Origin of the sequence: Vitreimonas flagellata (assembly GCF_004634425.1) — a bacterium.
GTDB lineage: Bacteria > Pseudomonadota > Alphaproteobacteria > Caulobacterales > Aquidulcibacteraceae > Vitreimonas > Vitreimonas flagellata.
In genome coordinates, this window is record NZ_SBJL01000001.1 from 309463 (window position 1) to 328780 (window position 19318).

Genomic DNA, 19318 nt, shown 5'->3' on the forward strand with positions numbered 1-19318 from the left:
AGCGGAGGAACGCCTATGCGTATGATTTTGATGTCGGCTGCCGCGATGCTCGCTTTGGCTGCGTGCGGTCAGCAGGCCGAACCGCCGGCGCCGACGCCGGAGCCGGAAGTCCCGGTGGTCGCTGCGCCGACGAACGCTGAAGAAGCCACCGCCCAGGATATCTGCGGCGCTTCGGGCTATGCGGCGATGGTCGGCACGCAGATCGCAGCCGCGACCTTCCCGGAAGGCGTGCGCACGATCGCGCCGGATACGATCGTCACGCAGGATTTCCGCGCCGATCGCTTGAACGTGCTCGTCGATGCGAACGGCGTGATCACGGGCTTCCAATGCTATTGAGGCGTGTTGCCCTTGTATCGCTGGTAACGATTGCCGCGTGCGCGGCGCAGGATCGTCCTGCGCCGCAAGCAAGCGCGCCGCAAAACGCGGAAGAGGCCACGCAGGCCGATCGCTGCGGCGCGACCCGGTTCATTGGTCTGATTGGCACGCCTGCCGATCAGATCGACCGCGCGTCGTTGCCGGCCGGCGCCCGCGTGTTGACGCCGGACATGATGGTGACTGCCGATTTCCGCGGCGATCGGCTCAACATCATTGTCGGATCGGACGGCAAAGTCGGCTCTCTGCGCTGCTTTTGAGGCGAGCTTCTCGCGCCTAAAGCTAGATTTCTGCGAAGCATTTCTGACGCACTTGGCGGGGCCGGGGGCTGCGGCTATAGACGCCGCTCCAATTTCCTTCCCCGGAGTCTTCAGAAATGCCCGCTGAACGCACGCTTTCCATCATCAAGCCGGACGCGACTAAGCGTAACCTGACGGGCGCCGTGAACGCGGTGATCGAAAAGGCCGGTCTGCGTATTGTTGCGCAAAAGCGCATTTGGCTGTCGGAAGGCCAAGCCGAAGGCTTCTACGCCGTTCACAAAGAGCGTCCGTTCTTCAAGGATCTCGTCAGCTTCATGATCTCGGGCCCGGTCGTGGTCCAAGTGCTCGAAGCGGAGAACGCCGTCGCCAAGTATCGCGACGTGATGGGCGCCACGAACCCGGCCAACGCCGCTGAGGGCACCATCCGCAAGCTGTTTGCGGAATCGATCGAAGCCAACACCGTGCATGGCTCGGACAGCCTCGAAAACGCCGAGCGCGAGATCGCGTTCTTCTTCAACGATCAAGAGATCGTTGGCTGAGCTCCGTGTAAGCTAAAATGAAAAGGCGGGTAGCGATCGCGCTGCCCGCCTTTTTTCATTTCTTTTTCTTATCGAAACCGGGATTCGGCTTCACCGGCTTGGCGTCCGCGCCGCCGGGTTGGGCTGGGCCCTTTTGCGTCGTGCCGGTCTGTTTCGGCGCTGGTCCGCCGCCTTGCTTCTCAGGCATCGCTTACTCCTTGAAGTAGTCCCCGCACGCGAAGCTTAAGCGCTCTTCGATGGAAAGCTAGCGCGCCACCCATTCCCGGATCGACGCGCAGCGGCGAGTCCGGGACCCATAAACACGATGGGGTGTCGCGATCGCGCAGACCGTTGGAGTCTATGGGCCCCGGACATTTTGCTTCGCAAAATTCCGGGGATTGGTGTGGCGCTATTTCCTCGCGATGATTTCCAACACCAGCGGCGTCACCATCAGCGTGCCGGGCTGTTGCGAGACGCGATCGAATTCGTCGCGCATGTCCTTTGCCATTTGCGGGGTGATGCGATTGAGTTCGAGCAGGCGGTCGATGTGGATTTCGAAAAAGCCGATGGGCCAGCGCCAGACATTGTCACCCTTGGAGACGACATCGACGTACGGCTTCAGGCTTTCGACTTTGACGCCCATTTCATCGAGCCACGCCGGCAGATGGCGCGCGATGTCAGGCTCGCCGCCGGAGGCGCGCCAATTGGCCGAAACCTCATCGACGAATTTCTCGAAGTTCGGCGCGGGCGGCGCGAGCTTCCAGGTTTGGTAGTCGATGTATTCGTGAAACACGAGCGCGCCGCCGGGGCGGACGCTATCGACCAACTTTTTCAGCGCCGCTTTAGGATCGGGCAGAAACGCGAAAATCCAACGCGCCCAGGCGGCGTCGGCCTTGTTCGCCGGGATCGCGTCGGTGACGACGTCGATCTCGTGTGCTTTCACTTGTGAGAAGCCGCGCGCCTTGGCTTGCGCTTCCAACGTATCGAGAAAGCGGCGCGAACGTTCGAGCGCGTGGACTTCGCCGGTGGGGCCGACGATTTCGGCGAGGTCCATCGTCGCAAAGCCCGGCCCTGCGCCAAAGTCGATGACTTTGCAGCCGTCGCCAATACGCGCGCGTTGCCACGCATCGAGCGCACGCGGGCGCCAGACGCGGTGCTGGTAGCCCAGCCGGTAGATTTCATCGTCATGCGTGCCGAGCACGTAATCGCGTTCCGCCATGGGCGTCTCCTTGTAGGCGGAGATATAGGGCGTGAGGGCGCGTACGTCCCGCCGAAAGCGGACTTAGACGCGATCTAGCGCCACGTCGTAGAGCGTCTCGCCCCCTGCGTTCAGGAACATCACCTGCAGCGCGTCGCGGCTCAGATTGCACGCGACAAAGCCGTTTTGTGCGAGCGCGAAGCGCGATTCCGGCACGGGGCGGACGTCGCGTGTTTCGGAGCCTGAGCCGGAGCAGATGTAATCGACACCGTTGAATTGCAGGTGTTCGAGATCGTGATCGTGGCCATTGAAATAGGCTTGCACGCCGTAGCGCTCCAAGAGCGGGCGCACATGATGCGCGAGCGCCGCGGACGGGCCGTGGCGGCCGCTAGAAAAAATTGGATGGTGGCCGACGACGATTTTCCAATCGGAGGTGCACGACGCCAACACGCGCTCAAGCCACATCACCTGATCGCGCGCGCCGAAATCGGCTTGTGGGACAGCGTCGCGCACGCCGCTCAACATCGTGATCGGCGTGGTGTCGAGGAAGAAAAACGTGGCGCGCGCGCCATCCGGCAAATTCATATCCTCGCGCCAATAGCGCGACGGCATGCGCCAGCGGCTGCTTTCGCGCGTGTACGCGACTTCCGCGCTCGGTGAGCCATCATAATCGTGGTTGCCAAGCACGGCGTACCACGGCGTTTGCAGCGATGGCGCGCTGTACACGCTCTCGAAAGTTTCGCGCCATTGTGGATCGCCGATGGAATCGACGCCGCCATGATAGAAATTGTCGCCGGTCGAGATGACGAAGCCGGCGTGCATTTGCGCAGCGACATCGCCCATCGCCGATGCCACAGCGCGTTGAGCGCCCTGATTTGGGTCGCCCCAATCGCCGACGACGAGGAAGGGCAGCGTGTTGATTTGTGCCTTCGCCGCGCTCGGCAGCAGCAGCGCGCCACCCACGCCGGCGCTGGCGATCATGAAGGTGCGACGCGACAGCAAATTGTGGCTCATAGATGTTCGCTCCCGCCCAGAGGCGAAGCGCATGTGTTCCCAGTTCGCGGCGTTTTTGTGAGCTTTAGCTGCGAGTGCAAGCGAGTTGCGCGAGGCAGCGTGGGTAGAGCTCGTGTTCCAGTGTGAGCACGCGTTCGGCGAGCGTCTCGGCTGTGTCGCCGGGCAGGATCGGCATGCGGGCTTGGCCGAGGATTTCGCCGGCGTCCACTTCTTCGACCACCATGTGCACGGTGCAGCCGTGCTCGCTCTCCCCTGCGTCGAGGGCGCGTTGGTGGGTTTTTGTGCCGGGATATTTGGGCAGCAGCGACGGGTGGATGTTAACGAGGCGGTTGGCCCAGGCGCGCACGAAGAAAGGTGTCAACACGCGCATGAAGCCGGCGAGGGCGACGATCTCGATGCTGCGCTGCACGAGCAGTGCGTCGAGATCGCGTTCGAAGGCTTGGCGGTTTTGACCGTACGGTTTGTGATCGAGCGCGATCGCCTCAACGCCCGCCGCGCGCGCGCGATCGAGGCCGGCGGCGTTGGGGATGTTGGAGACCACGAGCGCGATTTCGTACGCGTCTTGCTGCGCATCGAGCAACGCTTGGAGGTTTGAACCGCGACCCGAGATGAGAACGGCGACGCGCTTGCGCATCAGGCGGCTTTCAGCACGCCGATCTTGAACGCTTGCTCACCCGCTGAATTGAGTTGCGCGACCACGTCGTCGGCCTTCGCGGGATCAACGATCAGCACCATGCCGATGCCGAGATTGAAGGTGCGGCGCATATCGGCTTCGGGCACGCCGCCGGTGACTTGCAGCCATTCGAACACGGCAGGCCGAGCCCAAGCGTTCCAATCGATTTCCGCTTCCAGATGATCAGGCAATGCGCGCGGTGTGTTTTCGACCAAGCCGCCGCCGGTGATGTGGGCCGCCCCTTTGGCGAGCTTTGCGCCAAAAATCGCCTTCAGCGCTTTGGCGTAGATGCGCGTCGGCGTGAGCAGAGCTTCGGCGAGCGTTTGGCCGGCGGCGAAGGGCGCGGGCGCGTCCCAAGCTAGGCCGGAGCGCTCCACCACTTTGCGCACCAACGAATAGCCATTCGAGTGCGGGCCGCTGGAGGCGATGCCGACGATCACGTCGCCCGCCTGCATTTCATCGACGCGCGGCAGAAGCGTGCCGCGTTCGGCCGCGCCGACGGAGAAGCCGGCGAGGTCGTAATCGCCTTTGGAATACATGCCCGGCATTTCGGCGGTCTCGCCGCCCGCGAGTGCTGCGCCCGCTTGGCGGCAGCCTTCGGCGATGCCGTTGACGACCTTGGCCGCTTCCTCGGCGTTCAATTTGCCGGTGGCGTAATAATCCAAAAACATGAGCGGCTCGGCGCCCTGGGCCGAAAGATCGTTCACGCACATGGCCACGAGGTCGATGCCGACCGTCTCGTGGCGGCCGCTTTCGATGGCGATCTTGAGCTTGGTGCCGACGCCGTCTGTGGTGGCCAGGAAGATCGGATCCTTGAAGCCGGCGGCCTTGGGGTCGAAGACGGCCGCGAATCCGCCCAGAGCAGCCTCGGCGCCGGGGCGGGCTGTGGATTTCGCAGCTGGCTTAATCAGGTCGACAAGGCGCTCGCCCTCGTCGATATCGACGCCAGCGTCACGATAGGTCAGGCCGTTGGTTCCCGAGGTATTGGTCAAGTGATGAGTCCAGAAGCCGCCACATTGATAGGCGATTCCGCGCCGGGTAGGTTCGCCCATCCGCGCGCGCAACGAGGTTTCCGCATGAAAGCTATGCCACTGGCCGCCTTCGCTGCTTTGTTCCTGGCGGCCTTGTGCGCGTTTGCGCCTGGGCTCGCAAGCGCCCAGACCCGCGACAATGTTTACGCCGTCTCGGGCGTCCGGGTTGAGGAAACCGCCGCCAACGCCGCGGCCGCCCAACAAGCGGGCTTTTCCGCCGCGCACCGAATTGGCTTCGAGCGTCTGGTGCGCCGTTTGACGGTGCCGTCGGAACTCGCCGCCCGCCCGCTGCCGCAGCTGGACGCGAGCGCAGTGGAGAGCCTGGTGCTGAGCGTGGACGTCGAGGAAGAGCGCCGCGCAGGCGCGCGCTATATCGGCCGGCTGACTGTGCGCTTCGACCCGACGGGCGTGCGCACGTTGCTGCGCCAAAACAATTTGACCGTGGTCGATACGCGCACGGCGCCGGTGCTCGTCGCGCCGATTACGTCGTCGGGCTCATTGGAAGAAACGTCGGCGATTTGGCGTGAGGTTTGGGGCCAGGGCGGGTTTGGCGGTGAATTGGTGCCGCTGACTGTGGCGCCGGAAGGCTTGCAGGGCGCGCCGGCTTGGGATGCGGCCGCACCGTTTGCGCGGTCGGCCGGTTCGACGTCGGTGCTGTTCGCCACGCTGCGCGTGCAAGGCTCAACGGCGACGGCTTCGTTGGTTGAAGTTGATGCAAACGCGCGCCGCGAGCGCGGCGAAGTGACAGCGCGTGTCGCTGGTTCGGATGCGGCGTCGTTGCGTACGGCGCTGGCGTCACTGGCGGATCAGGCCAGCACGCGGCTGCAGAATGATTGGAAAGCGCGCGTTGCAACGGGCGGCGGTCAACGCTCGCGCATTGCGGCGTCGGCGCTCTACAGCAACCAGGCGCAATGGGAGCAGATCAAAGATGCGCTCGAAGCTTCGGCGCAAACCCTGATCTCGGAAATCCGTATTGAAGCTGTGGGCCGGCAAGGCGCGCTGGTGTCGTTCACGTTCGCGGGCGACCAAGCGCAATTGGCGGCGGAATTGAACCGTCGCGGCGTGCGCTTGGAAAACAGCGCCGACGGCCAGACGCTGCGCGTCGCCGGGAGATAGATGAGCGAGCAGCCCCGCCTGTTTGAGTTTCGGATGGGCGAGCGCGCCCCCGAAACTCTGGTGGTGGCCGAAGCCAATCGGGACGCCGCCCGGCTGTTAACGGGCTGGCGCGACTGGCCGGGCGGCGCACTGGCGCTGGTTGGCCCTAAAGGCTCCGGTAAGACCCATCTCGCCCTCGCCTGGGCGATGGAAGCCGGCGCGCGCCAGATCGCCCCGATCCTTGCGCCGGACGCTGGCGCTGCCGCCTTCCACGAGGCCGAGGGCCGGCTGCTGATCGATGACCCCGACTTGGCGCGGGACGAGGACATGCTCTGGCGGGTGCTAGATTTGGCGAAAAGCAAGGGCGGCGCGGTGCTTCTGGTCGGAGCGTCCCCGCCCGGAACTTGGCCCGTCGCCATCCCGGATTTGTGCTCCCGGCTGGCCGCTTTGCCGGTCGCACGGCTCGGAGAGCCCGATGAAGCGCTTATGGAGGTCATTTTACGACGCATCTGTCGCGAACAATTCATTCAATTGAGCGATGATGCCGCCAGGTATCTCGTGCGTCGCCTGCCGCGGACCTTCGAAGCCGCCCGTTTGTGGGCGGATGCGTTGGACGCGGAATTAGAACAGGGAGCCAAGCCCGTTAGCCTGAAATTGGCGCGGAAGGCTTATGAACGGGCCCGTACGGGTTGGGGTGAAGGCGGAGACGGTTAATCAATGGCAAAGACGTCGCGCAAGAAGACGCGCGCGCCGGCGCAGAAAACGCCGATGCTGAAAAGCCCGCAGCGTTTCATCAATCGTGAGCTCTCGTGGCTCGCGTTCAACACGCGCGTGCTTGAAGAAGCCGAGAACCCGAACCATCCGCTGCTGGAGCGGCTGCGCTTTCTCTCGATCTCCGCGTCGAACCTCGATGAATTCTTCATGGTGCGCGTCGCCGGCTTGCATGAGCAAGTGAAGGCGGGCGCGACGGTGCTGAGCCTCGATGGCGCGACGCCGACGGAGCAATTGTCGCGTGTGCACGCCGCGGCGACGCAACTGATCGATCGCCAGCAAGCGCGTTGGGCCGCGTTGCGCACCGAGATGCGCGGCGCAGGCATTTCGGTGCTCGATCCGGAAGAATTGACGAAGGACGAACGGAGCTTCCTTAAGCTTCTGTTCATGACGGAAGTTTTTCCGCTGCTAACGCCGCTCGCGGTCGATCCGGCGCATCCGTTTCCGTTCATTCCGAATTTGGGCTTCGCCATCGCGCTCCAGCTGAAGCGCAAGAGCGACGGCCGCGCGCTGAACGCGTTGATCCCTGTGCCCAGCCAAGTGGCGCGCTTCATCGATATCACATTGGCGCATCCGAAGATGACCTCGCCGGGCGAACGGGTGCAGCGCCGCTTCCTAACGCTGGAAGACACGATCACGCTCTTCCTGGATGAGCTCTTTCCCGGCTACAACGTCGAAGCGCAGGGCTGCTTCCGCGTCGTGCGTGATAGCGACATCGAAATTCAGGAAGAAGCCGAAGACCTCGTGCGTGAATTCGAGGCGCGCCTGAAAGAGCGCCGCTTGGGCGATATCGTGCGTCTGAAGATCGACGCGCGCATGCCGGAAGATTTGCGCGCGTTCATCATTCACGAGATCGAAGCCGACGCGCGCGATGTGTTCATCGTCGATGGCATGTTGGGCTTGTCTGCGCTCTCGGCGTTAGTCGGCGAGGAGCGCCCGGAGCTGAAATTCCCGCGCTACGAGCCGCGCTTTCCGGAACGCATCAAGGATTTTGGCGGCGATTGCTTTGCCGCGATCCGCGCTAAGGACATGCTGGTCCACCATCCGTTTGAGTCATTCGACTCGGTGGTGCAGTTCGTGCGCCAAGCGGCTGCCGATCCGGCGGTGGTGGCGATCAAGCAGACGCTCTATCGGACTTCGAAGGATTCGCCGATCGTTGCCGCGCTTGTGGCGGCTGCCGAAGCGGGCAAGAACGTCACGGCGCTGATCGAGATCAAGGCGCGCTTTGACGAAGAAGCGAACCTGAAACTTGCGCAGACTTTGGAGCGCGCGGGCTGCTCGGTCGTCTATGGCTTTATCGATTACAAGACGCACGCGAAGGTGAGCTTGGTGGTGCGGCGCGAGGCGGACGGCCTGCGCACCTACACGCACTTCGGCACCGGCAATTATCACCCGATCACGGCGAAGGTTTACACCGACCTCTCGCTCTTCACCTGCGATCCGGCTTTGGGCCGCGACGCAGGGCGTCTGTTCAATTTTGTCACTGGCTATGCGCGCCCCGCGCAGCTGGAAAAGATCGCCATGTCGCCGATCTCGATCAAATCGACTCTGCTGCAATTGATCGAAGACGAGATCGCGCATGTGCGCGCGGGCCGCGATGGCGCCATCTGGGCCAAGCTCAACGCTCTGGTGCACCCTGAGATCATCGACGCGCTTTATCGCGCCTCGAACGAGGGCGTGAAGATCGAATTGGTCGTGCGCGGCATCTGCTGCTTGCGGCCGGGCGTGCCGGGTATGTCAGAGAATATCCGCGTCAAATCGATCGTGGGTCGCTTCCTAGAGCATGCGCGCATCGTCTGTTTCGGCAATGGAGCGAAATTGCCGAACGCGAACGCCAAAGTCTTCCTCACCTCGGCCGATTGGATGCCGCGGAACCTGGAGCGCCGGGTTGAGGTCATGTGTCCGGTTGAAAACCCGACCGTTCACCAGCAAGTACTCGACCAGATCATGGTGGCGAACCTCAATGACGAGGCGCAATCCTGGTATATGAACCAGGACGGGGTATTTAAGCGGGTCGATGTTTCCAAGCTTCCGGACGAGCCGTTCAGTGCGCACAATTACTTCATGCGCAACCCGAGCCTCTCGGGCCGCGGTCGTGCGGGCAAAGGCGACGCGCCCGCCGCGTTCGATCACATCGGCGCACGCACCAGCTAAGGCATTTGAGCAATGAGCCGGGCCCCGCTGCGCGACGGCCAGGAAAGCGCCGTCATCGACGTCGGCTCCAATTCGGTGCGCCTGGTCGTCTATCGCATCGACGGCCGCGCCATGACGCCGATCTTGAACGAGAAGGTCATGGCGGGCTTGGGGCGCGATCTTTCGCGCACGGGCGCTCTCTCGAAGGATGGCGTCGAACAGGCGATGCGGGCGCTGAAGCGCTTTGCGACTCTGATTGAAGCGGCCGGCGTGCGCAGCGTGTTTGCGGTGGGTACAGCGGCGGTGCGCGACGCGAGCGACGGGCAGGCGTTTGCGGCGCGTATGCAAGCTGAGACCGGAATCGCACTGCGCATTCTCGACGGCGCCGATGAAGCGCGCCTCTCCGCTTTGGGCGTCAGCGCAGGTGTGGCCGATGCGAAGGGCGTTGTCGGCGATTTGGGCGGCGCAAGCCTTGAGCTAATCGAGATTGGTCCGAAAGGCGTTGGCCGTGGAGAGACCTTTCCTTTGGGCCCGCTCAGCCTCATCGAAGGCAAGGAATTCGACTACGACGACGTCACCAAGCGCGTGAATGCGAGCCTCAAGAGATCGAGCGTGCTCGGCAAGACGCGGGGCAATTTCTACGCGGTCGGCGGCGCCTGGCGTGCATTGGGGCGGATTGATATCGCGCTCTCGAACCACCCGCTTGGCGTTTTGCATTTGCATGAGATGAGCCGCAGCGAAGTGCTGAAGGTCGTCGATGTCGTGCGCAAGCAGAGTAAGCGCTCGCTGGAGAAGCTCGAAGAAGCAGCGGCGAAGCGCGCGGATTCGCTGCCCTACGCCGCTGTCGTGCTTGAACGCGTGATGCTGGAGGGCCAGTTCGAGCGCGTGTTTCTCTCTGCCTTTGGTTTGCGCGAAGGCGTTCTGATTGAGCGCATGAGCGAAGCAGCACTTCAGGAAGATCCGCTGATTGCGACAGCCGATGCGTTGGCCGGGCGCATGTCGCGCACGCGCAAATTTGGCCCCGCACTCGAGCAATGGATTGCGCCGATGTTCGAGGGGCAAACTCTGGTCTTCCCCGAAAAGCGCGAGCGTGTGCTGCGGGGTGCGGCCGCGCGCCTGGCCGACATTGGCGGGCCACTGCATCCGGATCAGCGCGTCGAAGTGATCTTCGATCTCATCCTGCGCGCGCCCCTGGCGGCGGTGAGCCACGCCGAGCGCGCGTTCCTGGCGGCGGCCATTCACCACCGCTACGACAAGGGCCCGCCACGCCACGCCACCGCCTATCTGCGCCTGCTCAATGAAGAGCAGCAGATTGCTGCGGCAGGCTTGGGGGCGGCTTTGCGGCTTGGCGCTGATCTTTCTGGGCGAAGCGAGACGCTTTTGGCTAACTTTGAGCTGCGCGTAGTTGACGGCAGGCTGCAGCTTCGGGTGAAGAAGAGCGCAGCCCATCTATTCACGGAGACGGCGCAGCGGCGTCTGGATTACGCCGCCGCCGCGCTCGGCTTGGTATCGGAGACGAAAATCATATGAGCGACACCCCGCCTGACCGCCTCGCGGTCGATCCCGACAGCCCGCACTACAACGCCGAGATTTTGGAGCGCGGCGTGGGCATTCGCTTCAACGGCAACGAGAAGACCAACGTCGAGGAATATTGCGTGTCCGAGGGCTGGGTGCGCCTGGCTGTGGGCAAGACGCTGGATCGCAGGGGCAAGCAGCTCACGATCAAATATTCCGGCAAAGTGGAACCCTATTTCCAGGACTCGACCGGCGAGCCGAGCGAGTCGTAATCGCTTGGGATAAGTCCGCGCTGGCGGGCCCATGGGCGCCGGGTCCATAATGGCCCGGTGAGCGAGGAACTCGGACCCAGAAAGCTGGCGGCGATCATGTCGATCGACATCGCCGGCTATTCGGCGATGACCGAAATCGACGAGGCGCAGGCCGCGTCGATGGTGAGCGCCTTGCGCGGCGCGTTGGAAGGCGCGGCACTCGTGCACGGCGGGCGCATCTTCAACACGGCCGGCGACGGCTTCATGCTTGAATTTTGCAGCGCCGCTGGCGCGTTGGGCGCGGCCGAGCTGCTGTGGAGCAATGTCGAGCGCGGCAGCGTGCGTGTCGGCGTGCATATCGGCGACGTGTTGGTGACGCAGACCGGCGATCTGCTTGGGCATAGCGTCAACGTCGCGGCGCGCTTGCAACAGGTGGCGCAGCCGGGCGCGACGATCGTGTCGATGGATGTGCGCCGCGCAGTACGCGGCAAGCTGGCGCAGCGACTGCATCCGGCGGGCGCCGTGCATCTCGATAAGATGGCCGAGACGATTGAGATTTTCTCGCTCGAACCTGTCGCCTCCGCCAAGCCGCGCACGCGTAAGGCAGAGCCTGTGCTGGCGGTGCTGCCGTTCGACAATGAGAGCGACGCGCCGGAGATGGATTATTTTTCCGACGGCGTGGCCGATGAGATTATCTCGACGTTGCTGCGCCAATCGACGATCAAAGTGATCGGGCGCACCTCGGCGTTTCAGTTCCGCGGCGATCGAAAAACAGAGGCGGCGCGGGTGCTGAAAGCGTCGCATGTGCTGGATGGGGCGGTGCGCTGCAGCGGCACGCGTTTGCGTGCGAGCGTGCAATTGATCGACGCGAGCACTGGGATGGCGCTTTGGAGCGAGCGCTATGAAGGCGATCGCTTCGATGCGTTCGCGCTCGAGGATGACATTGCGGGGCGTGTCGCGGCTTCGCTCAGGCGGTCGCTGACGCAAGTGGAGCGTGCACATCCGATCGATCCGGCGGCGTATGAGCTTTATCTCCGCGCGCGCCAGATCTGGTTGCTGATGAGCGATGTCGAGGAAGATCAGGCCTCGGTGCTGCTCGAACGCTGCGTGGCGCTGGCGCCGGATTTCGCCATTGGCTGGGCGACGTTGGCGAGTGTGCGGGCGTTGCTGTTGCCGCGCGACCGCGATGCGATCGGCTCGCCTGAGCATGATGCAGCGCTTGAGGCGGCGCATCGCGCGCTGGAGCTTGATCCTGAGTGCGCGCAAGCGCTGACGGCGCTGTCGCTGCTGAAGCCAGCGTTCGCCGAGCATGGCGAGAAAATCCGGCTAGTGAATGAAGCGCTGAAGCGCACGCCGAACGATGCGTCGCTGCATGTGGCGCGCGCGGCATGGCTTTATGGCGTCGGGCGGTTGAAGGATGCGGCCAAGGCGCTGGAAACGGCGAGTTTGCTCGATCCGCTCGGGCCGGCGGTTGAAGGTGTGCGCGCGAGCTTGGCGACGGCGCGCGGCGAGGTGCAGACGGCGTATGAGATCATTAGCGCAGCGTGGCGGCGCTGGCCGGACTCGCCGTTCATTTGGTATTTGATGTGGACGACGCTCTGCGTCGCTAAGCGTCCAGACGAAGCCGAGGCGCTCGCAGCACCCGGCGTGCCGCCGCGTTGGGGTGTGACCGAGCATGATGTCGGCGTGTTGCGCACTTATGCGGCGTTGCTGCACTTGAGCGCGGAAGATCGGCGGCAAGCGTTCTCCGCTATGCTGGATGCGCTGGCGCAAAGCCGTGAGCCATTACCTTTATCGAGCGTGTTGGTCGCTGCGGGCGCGGGTTGCGCTGACCAGGCTTTTGATCTGCTCAATGCTGCGCTCGATTCTGGGCGCGATCTAACTCCAGACAACCACAAGGGCTTCGGCATGGCGCGCTCACAGGCGCCGCTACAATTGTTTGTCAGCACGGGCGGGACGCCGATCTGGCAGTTCGAGCGTTTTCCAGCGCTCGCGGCGCGCTTGGGGCTTGCGCAATATTGGCTGGAAACCAAGCAATGGCCCGATTGCGCGGCCTTCGTGGACTACGATTTCAAGGGGCTCTGCGCGCAGGCGCTAAAGGCCTGAGATCGCAGTTTGTGCGCTTGCGAAGTTTGACAATTCCATCACACAAACGAATCCGAACTGTCATCGACCATCCCTAAAGGCCCGCCTCGGACTGCTGATCCGAGGGGGTTCTGGGAATGCGAATTCGTATGTCGAAAGCCGCGCTTATGAGCGCCGCGATGGTGTTGGGCGCAGCCGCGCAAGCGCACGCACAAGAGGCCGGAGAAGATCGCGGCACGCAGACGGCCGAGGATATCGTCGTTCTGGGCAACATTCAGTACCGCGACCGCATCGAAGGCGCGCCGCCGGTGCTGGAATATGGCTTGGACTTCTTCCAACGCTTTGAGCCGCGCACCGTCGGCGACATGCTGAAGCGCACGCCGAGCGCTGCGTTCGCGGGCTCCGACATCGGTGAGTATGACGATCTGCAACTGCGCGGCTTGGGCGCCGGTTACACGCAAGTCTTGATCAATGGCGAACGCGCGCCGGGTTCTGGTTTCGATCGTACTTTCTTTGTCGATCGCATTCCGGCGGAATTGGTTGAGCGCGTTGAAATCGTGCGCAGCAGCTCCGCCAACCGCTCGGGCGATGCGGTCGCGGGCGCGCTGAATATCGTGATGCGCGACGGCTATTCGCTGGATGGCGGCTATGTCCGTGGCGGCGCGCAGCTTTACAGCGACGACGAAGTCGAAGGCTTACTTGGCGTGGTGTATGGCGGCGAAGTGGGCCCCGCGCGCGTGCTGCTCGGCTTCAATTACCAAGGTCGCCACAACCCGAAGGACAAATTCTCGGAGCGCTTCGACGAACCGGGTGGCTCGCTCGACAATATCGAAGTGCAATCGGACGTGCGCGACGGCGAAGACTATACCTTCAATGGCTCGGTGTTCTTGCCGGTCGGCGAAGGTGAGTTACAGCTCTCCGGCGTGTATGTGCGCACGGACCGCGAAGAGATTGAGAATTCCGCCGAGTACGAAGGCGGTGACCTGACCACGCTTGTGCCAGGCTTTGCCTTCATCGAGCAATCGAATATGGCGTTCGGCGCCGATTTCGAGCACCCGCTGTTTGGCGGGAAATTCGAAGTCGATTTGGGCTTCGCGCGTTTCGAAGAAGACAGCACCGAAGGCGAAACCGAAACTTCGTTCGATGGCGGCTTGGCCGAAGCGTTCGAAGGCGGCGAAGAGCGCCTCAATTTCACCGACGACGAATGGACGGCCTCGATCGGCCAGGAATTCGCGCTGGGCGGCGAAACGCGCTTCGAAATCGGCGTCGACTATTCCAGCCGTCTGCGTGAAGGCATCGCATCCGAACGTGAATTCGAGATCGACGGGCCGCCGCCGTACGCCGCTGACCCCTACACCGATCCGAACGCTGAAACCGATGAGGGCCTGCTCGATGGCGGCGATTTCGAAATCGAAGAACGCCGCATCGACCCGTACCTGATGCTCTCGGGCGTCAACGGCCGCATGCAGTGGGAAACCGGTCTGCGTTACGAGATGACCGAGCTCGACGTGACCGATCGCGACGAAGGCGAGACGGCGTCGAACGATTACAACATCCTCCTGCCATCAGCACACCTGCGCTTTGATCTCTCGGAAGATAATCGCCTGAATTTCAGCGTCGCACGCACCGTGCGTCGTCCGAACTTCCGCGAGATCATGCCGACGACGTTTGAAGGCGAGTTCGAAGACAACGATTTCGTCGGCAATCCGGGCATCGATCCGGAAGCGGCCTGGGGTATCGATGTCGGCTTTGAGCGCCGCTTGGGCCGGGCCGGCGTGTTCGGTGTGAATTTATTCTATCGCGACGTTCAGGACGTCATTGAACTCTACAACACCGGCACGATCACCGACGACTTCCTCGACGATTACCAAGACTGGCTCGATGACGGCAATGTCGGCGCGATCGAGGATTTCGTGGACGATGAAGGCGACCCCATCGTCTATGAATACAGCATCCGCAACACGGGCGACGGCGCCGTGTGGGGTGCGGAGATCGATCTCTCGACGCCACTGACCATGTTCGGTCTCGAAGACACCGGCGTGTTCGTGAACTATTCGTGGCTCGACTCGGAAATCGACGACGAATTCGGCTCGCGTCGCTTCAACAATCAATCCGAGTATGTGTTCAATGTGGGCTTCATCCACGATATGCCGACTTTGAACACGTCCTTCGGCGCGACCTATCGCCAGCAAGGCGATGCGTTCACGCGCATCCTCGGCGAAGAGGTCAATATCTCGTACGGCGCTGATTTGGAGCTATTTGTCGAACACCGCATCGGCGAGCGCTTCTCGCTGCGCCTCACCGGTTCGAACCTGCTCGATTCCTCGAAGGACGAAGTGTTCGATAAGTTCCTGACCGAAGCCGATCAGCTCGCGCGGAACTATGACGAGTATGAATTGGAGACCGAAACTGCAGGTCCGGTGTTCCAGCTCGTGGGCCGGTACGCGTTCTAAGCGCGCGGGAGCGAGGTTAAGCAGAGCGGCGTCCAGCGAGAGCTGGGCGCCGTTTGCGTTTAATTGTCCTCGACCGCGACTTTGCCGTTCTTGAGCTTCAGCGCGAGCTTGCCGTGCTTGAGCGCCAGCGCGCGTTCGCCGAACACTTCACGCCGCCAGCCGCGCAGCGCCCCGACGTCAGCGTCATCATTGGCGGCAATGGCTTCGACATCTGATGCGGAGGCGATCAGGCGCGGCGCCACGCCGTTTTCGTCCGCCTCATAGCGCAGCAGAACTTTGAGCAGCTCAACCGTGGGCCCAACACTGGATGGCAGCGGCGGCGGACGCGTGTGCTTGTAGACCGGACGATCAGGATCGGCGAAGGCGCGATCGAGCGCGTGGATCAAATCCTGCGCCGCGCGCGAATTGCCGAATCCGCGCGGCACGGCACGCATGCGGTCGAAATCGGCGGCGTTCTTGGGGCGATGCTCGGCGATTTCGTAAAGCGCCTCATCCTTGACGATGCGACCGCGCGGTACGTCGCGTTGTTGCGCTTGGCGTTCGCGCCAGGCGGCGGCGACTTGCAGACCGAGCACGTAATCCGCCGTTGTCTTGCGCAGCTTCAGGCGCTCCCACGCCTTCTCCGGCGTCGTGTCATAGATGGCCGGATTCGAGAGATTGGCGTGCTCTTCGTCGAGCCAGTGTAAGCGATTGTCCTTCGCCAGCTTGTCGTGCATGCGCGGATAGATGTCGCGCAGATGCGTGACGTCGGCGAGTGCGTAGGTGAGCTGGTTTTCCGAGAGCGGGCGGCGGCTCCAATCGGTGAACCGCGAGGATTTGTCCAAGCGGCGCTTCAGCACCTGCTGCACCAGCGCGTCGTAGGCGACGGTGTCGCCATAGCCGCAGGCCATCGCGGCGATCTGCGTGTCGAAGAGCGGCTTCGGCAGCGATCCGCTGAGGTTCAGGAAGATTTCGAGATCCTGGCGCGCGGCGTGGAAGACCTTGAGCACGGCTTCATTGGCCATGACCTCAAAGAAGGGCTTCAAATCGATATCCGCTGATAGCGGATCGATCACGGCTTCGACGCCGGGGGCCGCCGCCTGGATCAAGCAGAGCTTCGGCCAATACGTCGTCTCGCGCATGAATTCGGTGTCGACCGCGACGAAGGGCTGCGCCGCGATCTTGCGGCACACGGCTTCCAGCTCAGCGGTTTTGGTGATGACGAGCATTAGAGTGGTGGTTGGGGCGCGCCGGGGGCTGGGTCAAGAGCAGGCGGGCGCGGGGGCATGGATTTGCGCCCTCCAGCGCGCGCTAAAAGCCACGCTGGAACAGTTGGTTGCCGTTTCGGGGACATTGCGGTAGCGCAGCGCTGATCTGCCCTGGGGGCGCCTGCCTTGACAAGCTGGGCGCCCGCATGCGCCTGTCCGCGCAAATTTCAGCCCGTTTCGACTCTCCGGAGCCCCGCATGCACGCCTACCGTACCCACACTTGCGGCGCCCTTCGCCCGGCAGATGCCGGCAGGGACGTGCGCCTGGCTGGTTGGGTTCACCGCAAGCGCGACCACGGCGGGCTGCTCTTCATCGATTTGCGCGATAATTACGGGCTAACCCAGATCGTGATCGCGCCGTCGAGCCCGGCGTTTGCGCTGGCTGAACGGCTGCGCGCCGAGAGCGTCATCCGCATCGACGGCAAGGTGGTGGAGCGCACGGCGGAAACCGTGAACGCGAACCTGCCGACGGGCGGCGTTGAAGTGCAGGCGGCAGCACTTGAGGTGCTGGGCGCGGCGGAAGAGCTGCCGTTGCCGGTGTTCGGCGAACAAGAATATCCCGAAGACATCCGCCTCAAGTATCGCTTCCTCGATCTGCGCCGCGAGAAGCTGCACAAATCGATCCTGCTGCGCAGCCAAGTGATCGCGAGCCTGCGTCGCCGCATGATCGATCAGGGCTTCACCGAGTTTCAGACGCCGATCCTGACGGCGTCGTCGCCGGAAGGCGCGCGCGACTTCTTGGTGCCGTCGCGTCTGCATCCGGGCAAGTTCTACGCGCTGCCGCAGGCGCCGCAGCAATTCAAGCAGCTGCTCATGGTGGCGGGCTTCGATAAATATTTCCAAATCGCGCCGTGTTTCCGCGACGAGGACGCGCGCGCCGATCGTTCGCCTGGCGAATTCTATCAGCTCGATTTCGAGATGAGCTTCGTCACGCAGGAAGACGTGTTCAACGCCATCGGCCCGGTGCTGGCCGGCGTGTTCGAGGAATTCGGCAACGGCAAGCGCGTGACGCCGGCCAACGAATTTCCGCGTATCCCCTATGCCGAGGCGATCTCAAAGTACGGTTCGGACAAGCCGGACCTGCGCAACCCGCTGATCCTGCAAGACGTCAGCGAGCACTTCCGCGGCGGCGGCTTTGGCGTGTTCGCGCGCATTCTCGAAAAGCCCAAAACCGCGGTGTGGGCTGTGCCTGCGCCGAACGGCGGCTCGCGCGCGTTCTGCGATAAGATGAATGCGTGGGCGCAAGGCGAAGGCCAGCCGGGTCTGGGTTACATCTTCTGGCGCGAAGGCGAAGAAGGCGGCGCAGGACCGATCGCCAAGAACATTGGCGTCGAGAAGGCCAACGCCATTCGTGAGCAGCTTGGTTTGAAGGTGGGCGATGCCGCGTTCTTCGTCGCGGGCGAGCCGGCGAGTTTCTATAAATTCGCAGGCCTCGCGCGCAACAAAGTCGCCGACGAATTGAATCTGGCCGACAAGGACCAGTTCAAATTCTGCTGGATCGTCGATTTTCCGATGTACGAGTGGAGCGAGGAAGAGAAGAAGATCGACTTCTCGCACAACCCGTTCTCGATGCCGAATTTCGACCACGAGAAATTCTTGAAGCTCGATGTGAGCGATCGCGATACGATCGAGAAGATCACGGCGTTCCAATACGACATCGTCTGCAACGGTGTGGAGCTCTCATCGGGCGCGATCCGGAACCACAAGCCGGAAATCATGATCAAGGCGTTCGAACTCGCCGGCTATCCGCAGAGCGTGGTGGAAGAGAAGTTCGGCGGCATGCTAAACGCTTTCCGCTTTGGCGCGCCGCCGCACGGTGGCTCGGCGCCGGGCGTGGACCGTATCGTCATGCTGCTCGCGGGCGTCGAGAACATCCGGGAAGTGATCGTCTTCCCGTTCAATCAACAGGCTCAAGACCTGATGATGAACGCGCCAGGCGAAGTGACGCCGAAGCAGCTGAAAGAACTGCACATCCGCGTGGTCGAGCCGCCGAAGAGTTGATTATTCGCAGACGCGTACGCGCAGGCCCTGCGGCGCTTGCGTTTCCGCATCGCCGCAAGCTTGGTTCAGCTGCGCTTGGGTGAGGCCGCGGGCTTCGGCGAGATCGGCGCCGGAAATGTTGGCGCGGGTGAAGGTCGCGCGCGTGACGTCGGCGCTGGTGAAATTCACGAACGTCAAATCCGCGTCGGTGAAATTGGCTGCGACGAATTCGGTGTCGCTTGCGTCGGCGCGGGTGAGTACGGCGTTGGAAAAATCGGCGCCGTTGAACACCGAATTCGACATCTTGGCGCCGGCGAGGATGCGCCCCGAGAGGTCGCAATCCTCGCACACCCCGCCATAAGCCGGTGAAAGCGCGATGCGTGTCGAGCCGCCGAACGGCCAGAACGCGAGCGCCTGGCCGCCAAACGCAACGGTCAGCGCAGCGCCCGCGATGGCGAGGAGGCGGAATTGTGTCAACACGTGGACGCGGATAGGTCCGCCCAAGTGTTCGCGCCAGTGAAAAGTGGGTAAGCGAGGATTGTTACTTATTGTTTCAAGCCGTGCGCGCCAGTCTAACCTGTGGGCAATGTGGATGTTGCGGCTCCGCAAGAAGTATTCGCATTAGCCGGCAAGTCGCAGGTTTGCGTGGGGCCGATAGTGCGCCAACCCGTTCGGTTACGGGCGTGCGGAGTGGCTCACGCCGCAGGATAAACAATTTCGGCG

General features: G+C 62.9%; 18 protein-coding genes. 11 read left to right on the forward strand and 7 right to left on the reverse strand.

Going from position 1 to position 19318, the window contains the following annotated elements; translation table 11 throughout:
- The first annotated feature begins 15 nt into the window (after positions 1–15).
- The 3 genes from EPJ54_RS01605 to ndk all read left to right on the forward strand — a co-directional run bounded on the left by EPJ54_RS01605 (position 16) and on the right by ndk (position 1171).
- Positions 16–336 carry an I78 family peptidase inhibitor gene (locus EPJ54_RS01605; RefSeq protein WP_239590712.1) on the forward strand — a complete coding sequence of 107 codons (321 nt, stop codon included), beginning with the start codon at positions 16–18 and terminating at the stop codon, positions 334–336.
- Entirely contained in the window at positions 333–632 is a 300-nt protein-coding gene (locus EPJ54_RS01610) for an I78 family peptidase inhibitor (protein ID WP_167755527.1), read from the forward strand. Before EPJ54_RS01605 ends, EPJ54_RS01610 begins: the two co-directional genes overlap by 4 nt.
- Positions 633–748: 116 nt before the next feature.
- Positions 749–1171, forward strand: a complete 423-nt coding sequence (gene ndk / locus EPJ54_RS01615) for a nucleoside-diphosphate kinase (RefSeq protein WP_135209923.1) — start codon at positions 749–751, stop codon at positions 1169–1171.
- Positions 1172–1226: 55 nt separating this feature from the next.
- Here the strand turns inward: ndk and EPJ54_RS20200 are convergent, their stop codons facing one another.
- From EPJ54_RS20200 to purM, 5 genes are all read right to left on the reverse strand, one after another.
- Positions 1227–1358 carry a hypothetical protein gene (locus EPJ54_RS20200; RefSeq protein ID WP_275574740.1) on the reverse strand — a complete coding sequence of 44 codons (132 nt, stop codon included), beginning with the start codon at positions 1356–1358 and terminating at the stop codon, positions 1227–1229.
- Between the two features lie 201 nt (positions 1359–1559).
- Positions 1560–2369 carry a methyltransferase domain-containing protein gene (locus tag EPJ54_RS01620; RefSeq protein ID WP_135209924.1) on the reverse strand — a complete coding sequence of 270 codons (810 nt, stop codon included), beginning with the start codon at positions 2367–2369 and terminating at the stop codon, positions 1560–1562.
- A 63-nt stretch (positions 2370–2432) separates the two neighbouring features.
- On the reverse strand, positions 2433–3362 hold the full coding sequence (locus tag EPJ54_RS01625; RefSeq protein ID WP_167755528.1) for a purple acid phosphatase family protein: 930 nt from the start codon (positions 3360–3362) through the stop codon (positions 2433–2435).
- A gap of 64 nt (positions 3363–3426) precedes the next feature.
- Positions 3427–3996: a phosphoribosylglycinamide formyltransferase gene (purN, locus tag EPJ54_RS01630; protein ID WP_135209926.1), complete on the reverse strand. Its 570-nt coding sequence runs from the start codon at positions 3994–3996 to the stop codon at positions 3427–3429.
- Positions 3996–5027: a phosphoribosylformylglycinamidine cyclo-ligase gene (gene purM / locus EPJ54_RS01635; protein ID WP_239590713.1), complete on the reverse strand. Its 1032-nt coding sequence runs from the start codon at positions 5025–5027 to the stop codon at positions 3996–3998. Before purM ends, purN begins: the two co-directional genes overlap by 1 nt.
- A gap of 84 nt (positions 5028–5111) precedes the next feature.
- On the opposite strand from purM, the gene EPJ54_RS01640 reads away from it, so the two are divergent.
- The 7 genes from EPJ54_RS01640 (at position 5112) to EPJ54_RS01670 (ending at position 15369) form a co-directional block, all read left to right on the forward strand.
- Positions 5112–6182: a DUF2066 domain-containing protein gene (locus EPJ54_RS01640; RefSeq protein ID WP_167755529.1), complete on the forward strand. Its 1071-nt coding sequence runs from the start codon at positions 5112–5114 to the stop codon at positions 6180–6182.
- On the forward strand, positions 6183–6875 hold the full coding sequence (locus EPJ54_RS01645; RefSeq protein WP_135209929.1) for a P-loop NTPase family protein: 693 nt from the start codon (positions 6183–6185) through the stop codon (positions 6873–6875).
- A gap of 3 nt (positions 6876–6878) precedes the next feature.
- Positions 6879–9086, forward strand: a complete 2208-nt coding sequence (locus EPJ54_RS01650) for an RNA degradosome polyphosphate kinase (RefSeq protein WP_135209930.1) — start codon at positions 6879–6881, stop codon at positions 9084–9086.
- 12 nt (positions 9087–9098) lie between these two features.
- Positions 9099–10595: a Ppx/GppA family phosphatase gene (locus EPJ54_RS01655; protein WP_135209931.1), complete on the forward strand. Its 1497-nt coding sequence runs from the start codon at positions 9099–9101 to the stop codon at positions 10593–10595.
- Positions 10592–10852, forward strand: a complete 261-nt coding sequence (locus EPJ54_RS01660; RefSeq protein WP_135209932.1) for a DUF3297 family protein — start codon at positions 10592–10594, stop codon at positions 10850–10852. Before EPJ54_RS01655 ends, EPJ54_RS01660 begins: the two co-directional genes overlap by 4 nt.
- A gap of 96 nt (positions 10853–10948) precedes the next feature.
- Positions 10949–12937, forward strand: a complete 1989-nt coding sequence (locus tag EPJ54_RS01665; RefSeq protein WP_135209933.1) for an adenylate/guanylate cyclase domain-containing protein — start codon at positions 10949–10951, stop codon at positions 12935–12937.
- 116 nt (positions 12938–13053) lie between these two features.
- Entirely contained in the window at positions 13054–15369 is a 2316-nt protein-coding gene (locus tag EPJ54_RS01670) for a TonB-dependent receptor plug domain-containing protein (RefSeq protein ID WP_239590714.1), read from the forward strand.
- A 59-nt stretch (positions 15370–15428) separates the two neighbouring features.
- On the opposite strand, the gene rnd is transcribed toward EPJ54_RS01670, so the two are convergent.
- Positions 15429–16577 (reverse strand): ribonuclease D, encoded by a 1149-nt coding sequence (gene rnd / locus EPJ54_RS01675; RefSeq protein WP_135209934.1) that lies wholly within the window; start codon positions 16575–16577, stop codon positions 15429–15431.
- A 236-nt stretch (positions 16578–16813) separates the two neighbouring features.
- Between rnd and aspS the strand changes: the two genes are divergently transcribed.
- On the forward strand, positions 16814–18616 hold the full coding sequence (gene aspS, locus EPJ54_RS01680; protein ID WP_135209935.1) for an aspartate--tRNA ligase: 1803 nt from the start codon (positions 16814–16816) through the stop codon (positions 18614–18616).
- Here the strand turns inward: aspS and EPJ54_RS01685 are convergent, their stop codons facing one another.
- Positions 18617–19099: a pentapeptide repeat-containing protein gene (locus EPJ54_RS01685; RefSeq protein ID WP_167755530.1), complete on the reverse strand. Its 483-nt coding sequence runs from the start codon at positions 19097–19099 to the stop codon at positions 18617–18619. It lies immediately after the preceding gene.
- Between the last annotated feature and the right edge of the window lie 219 nt (positions 19100–19318).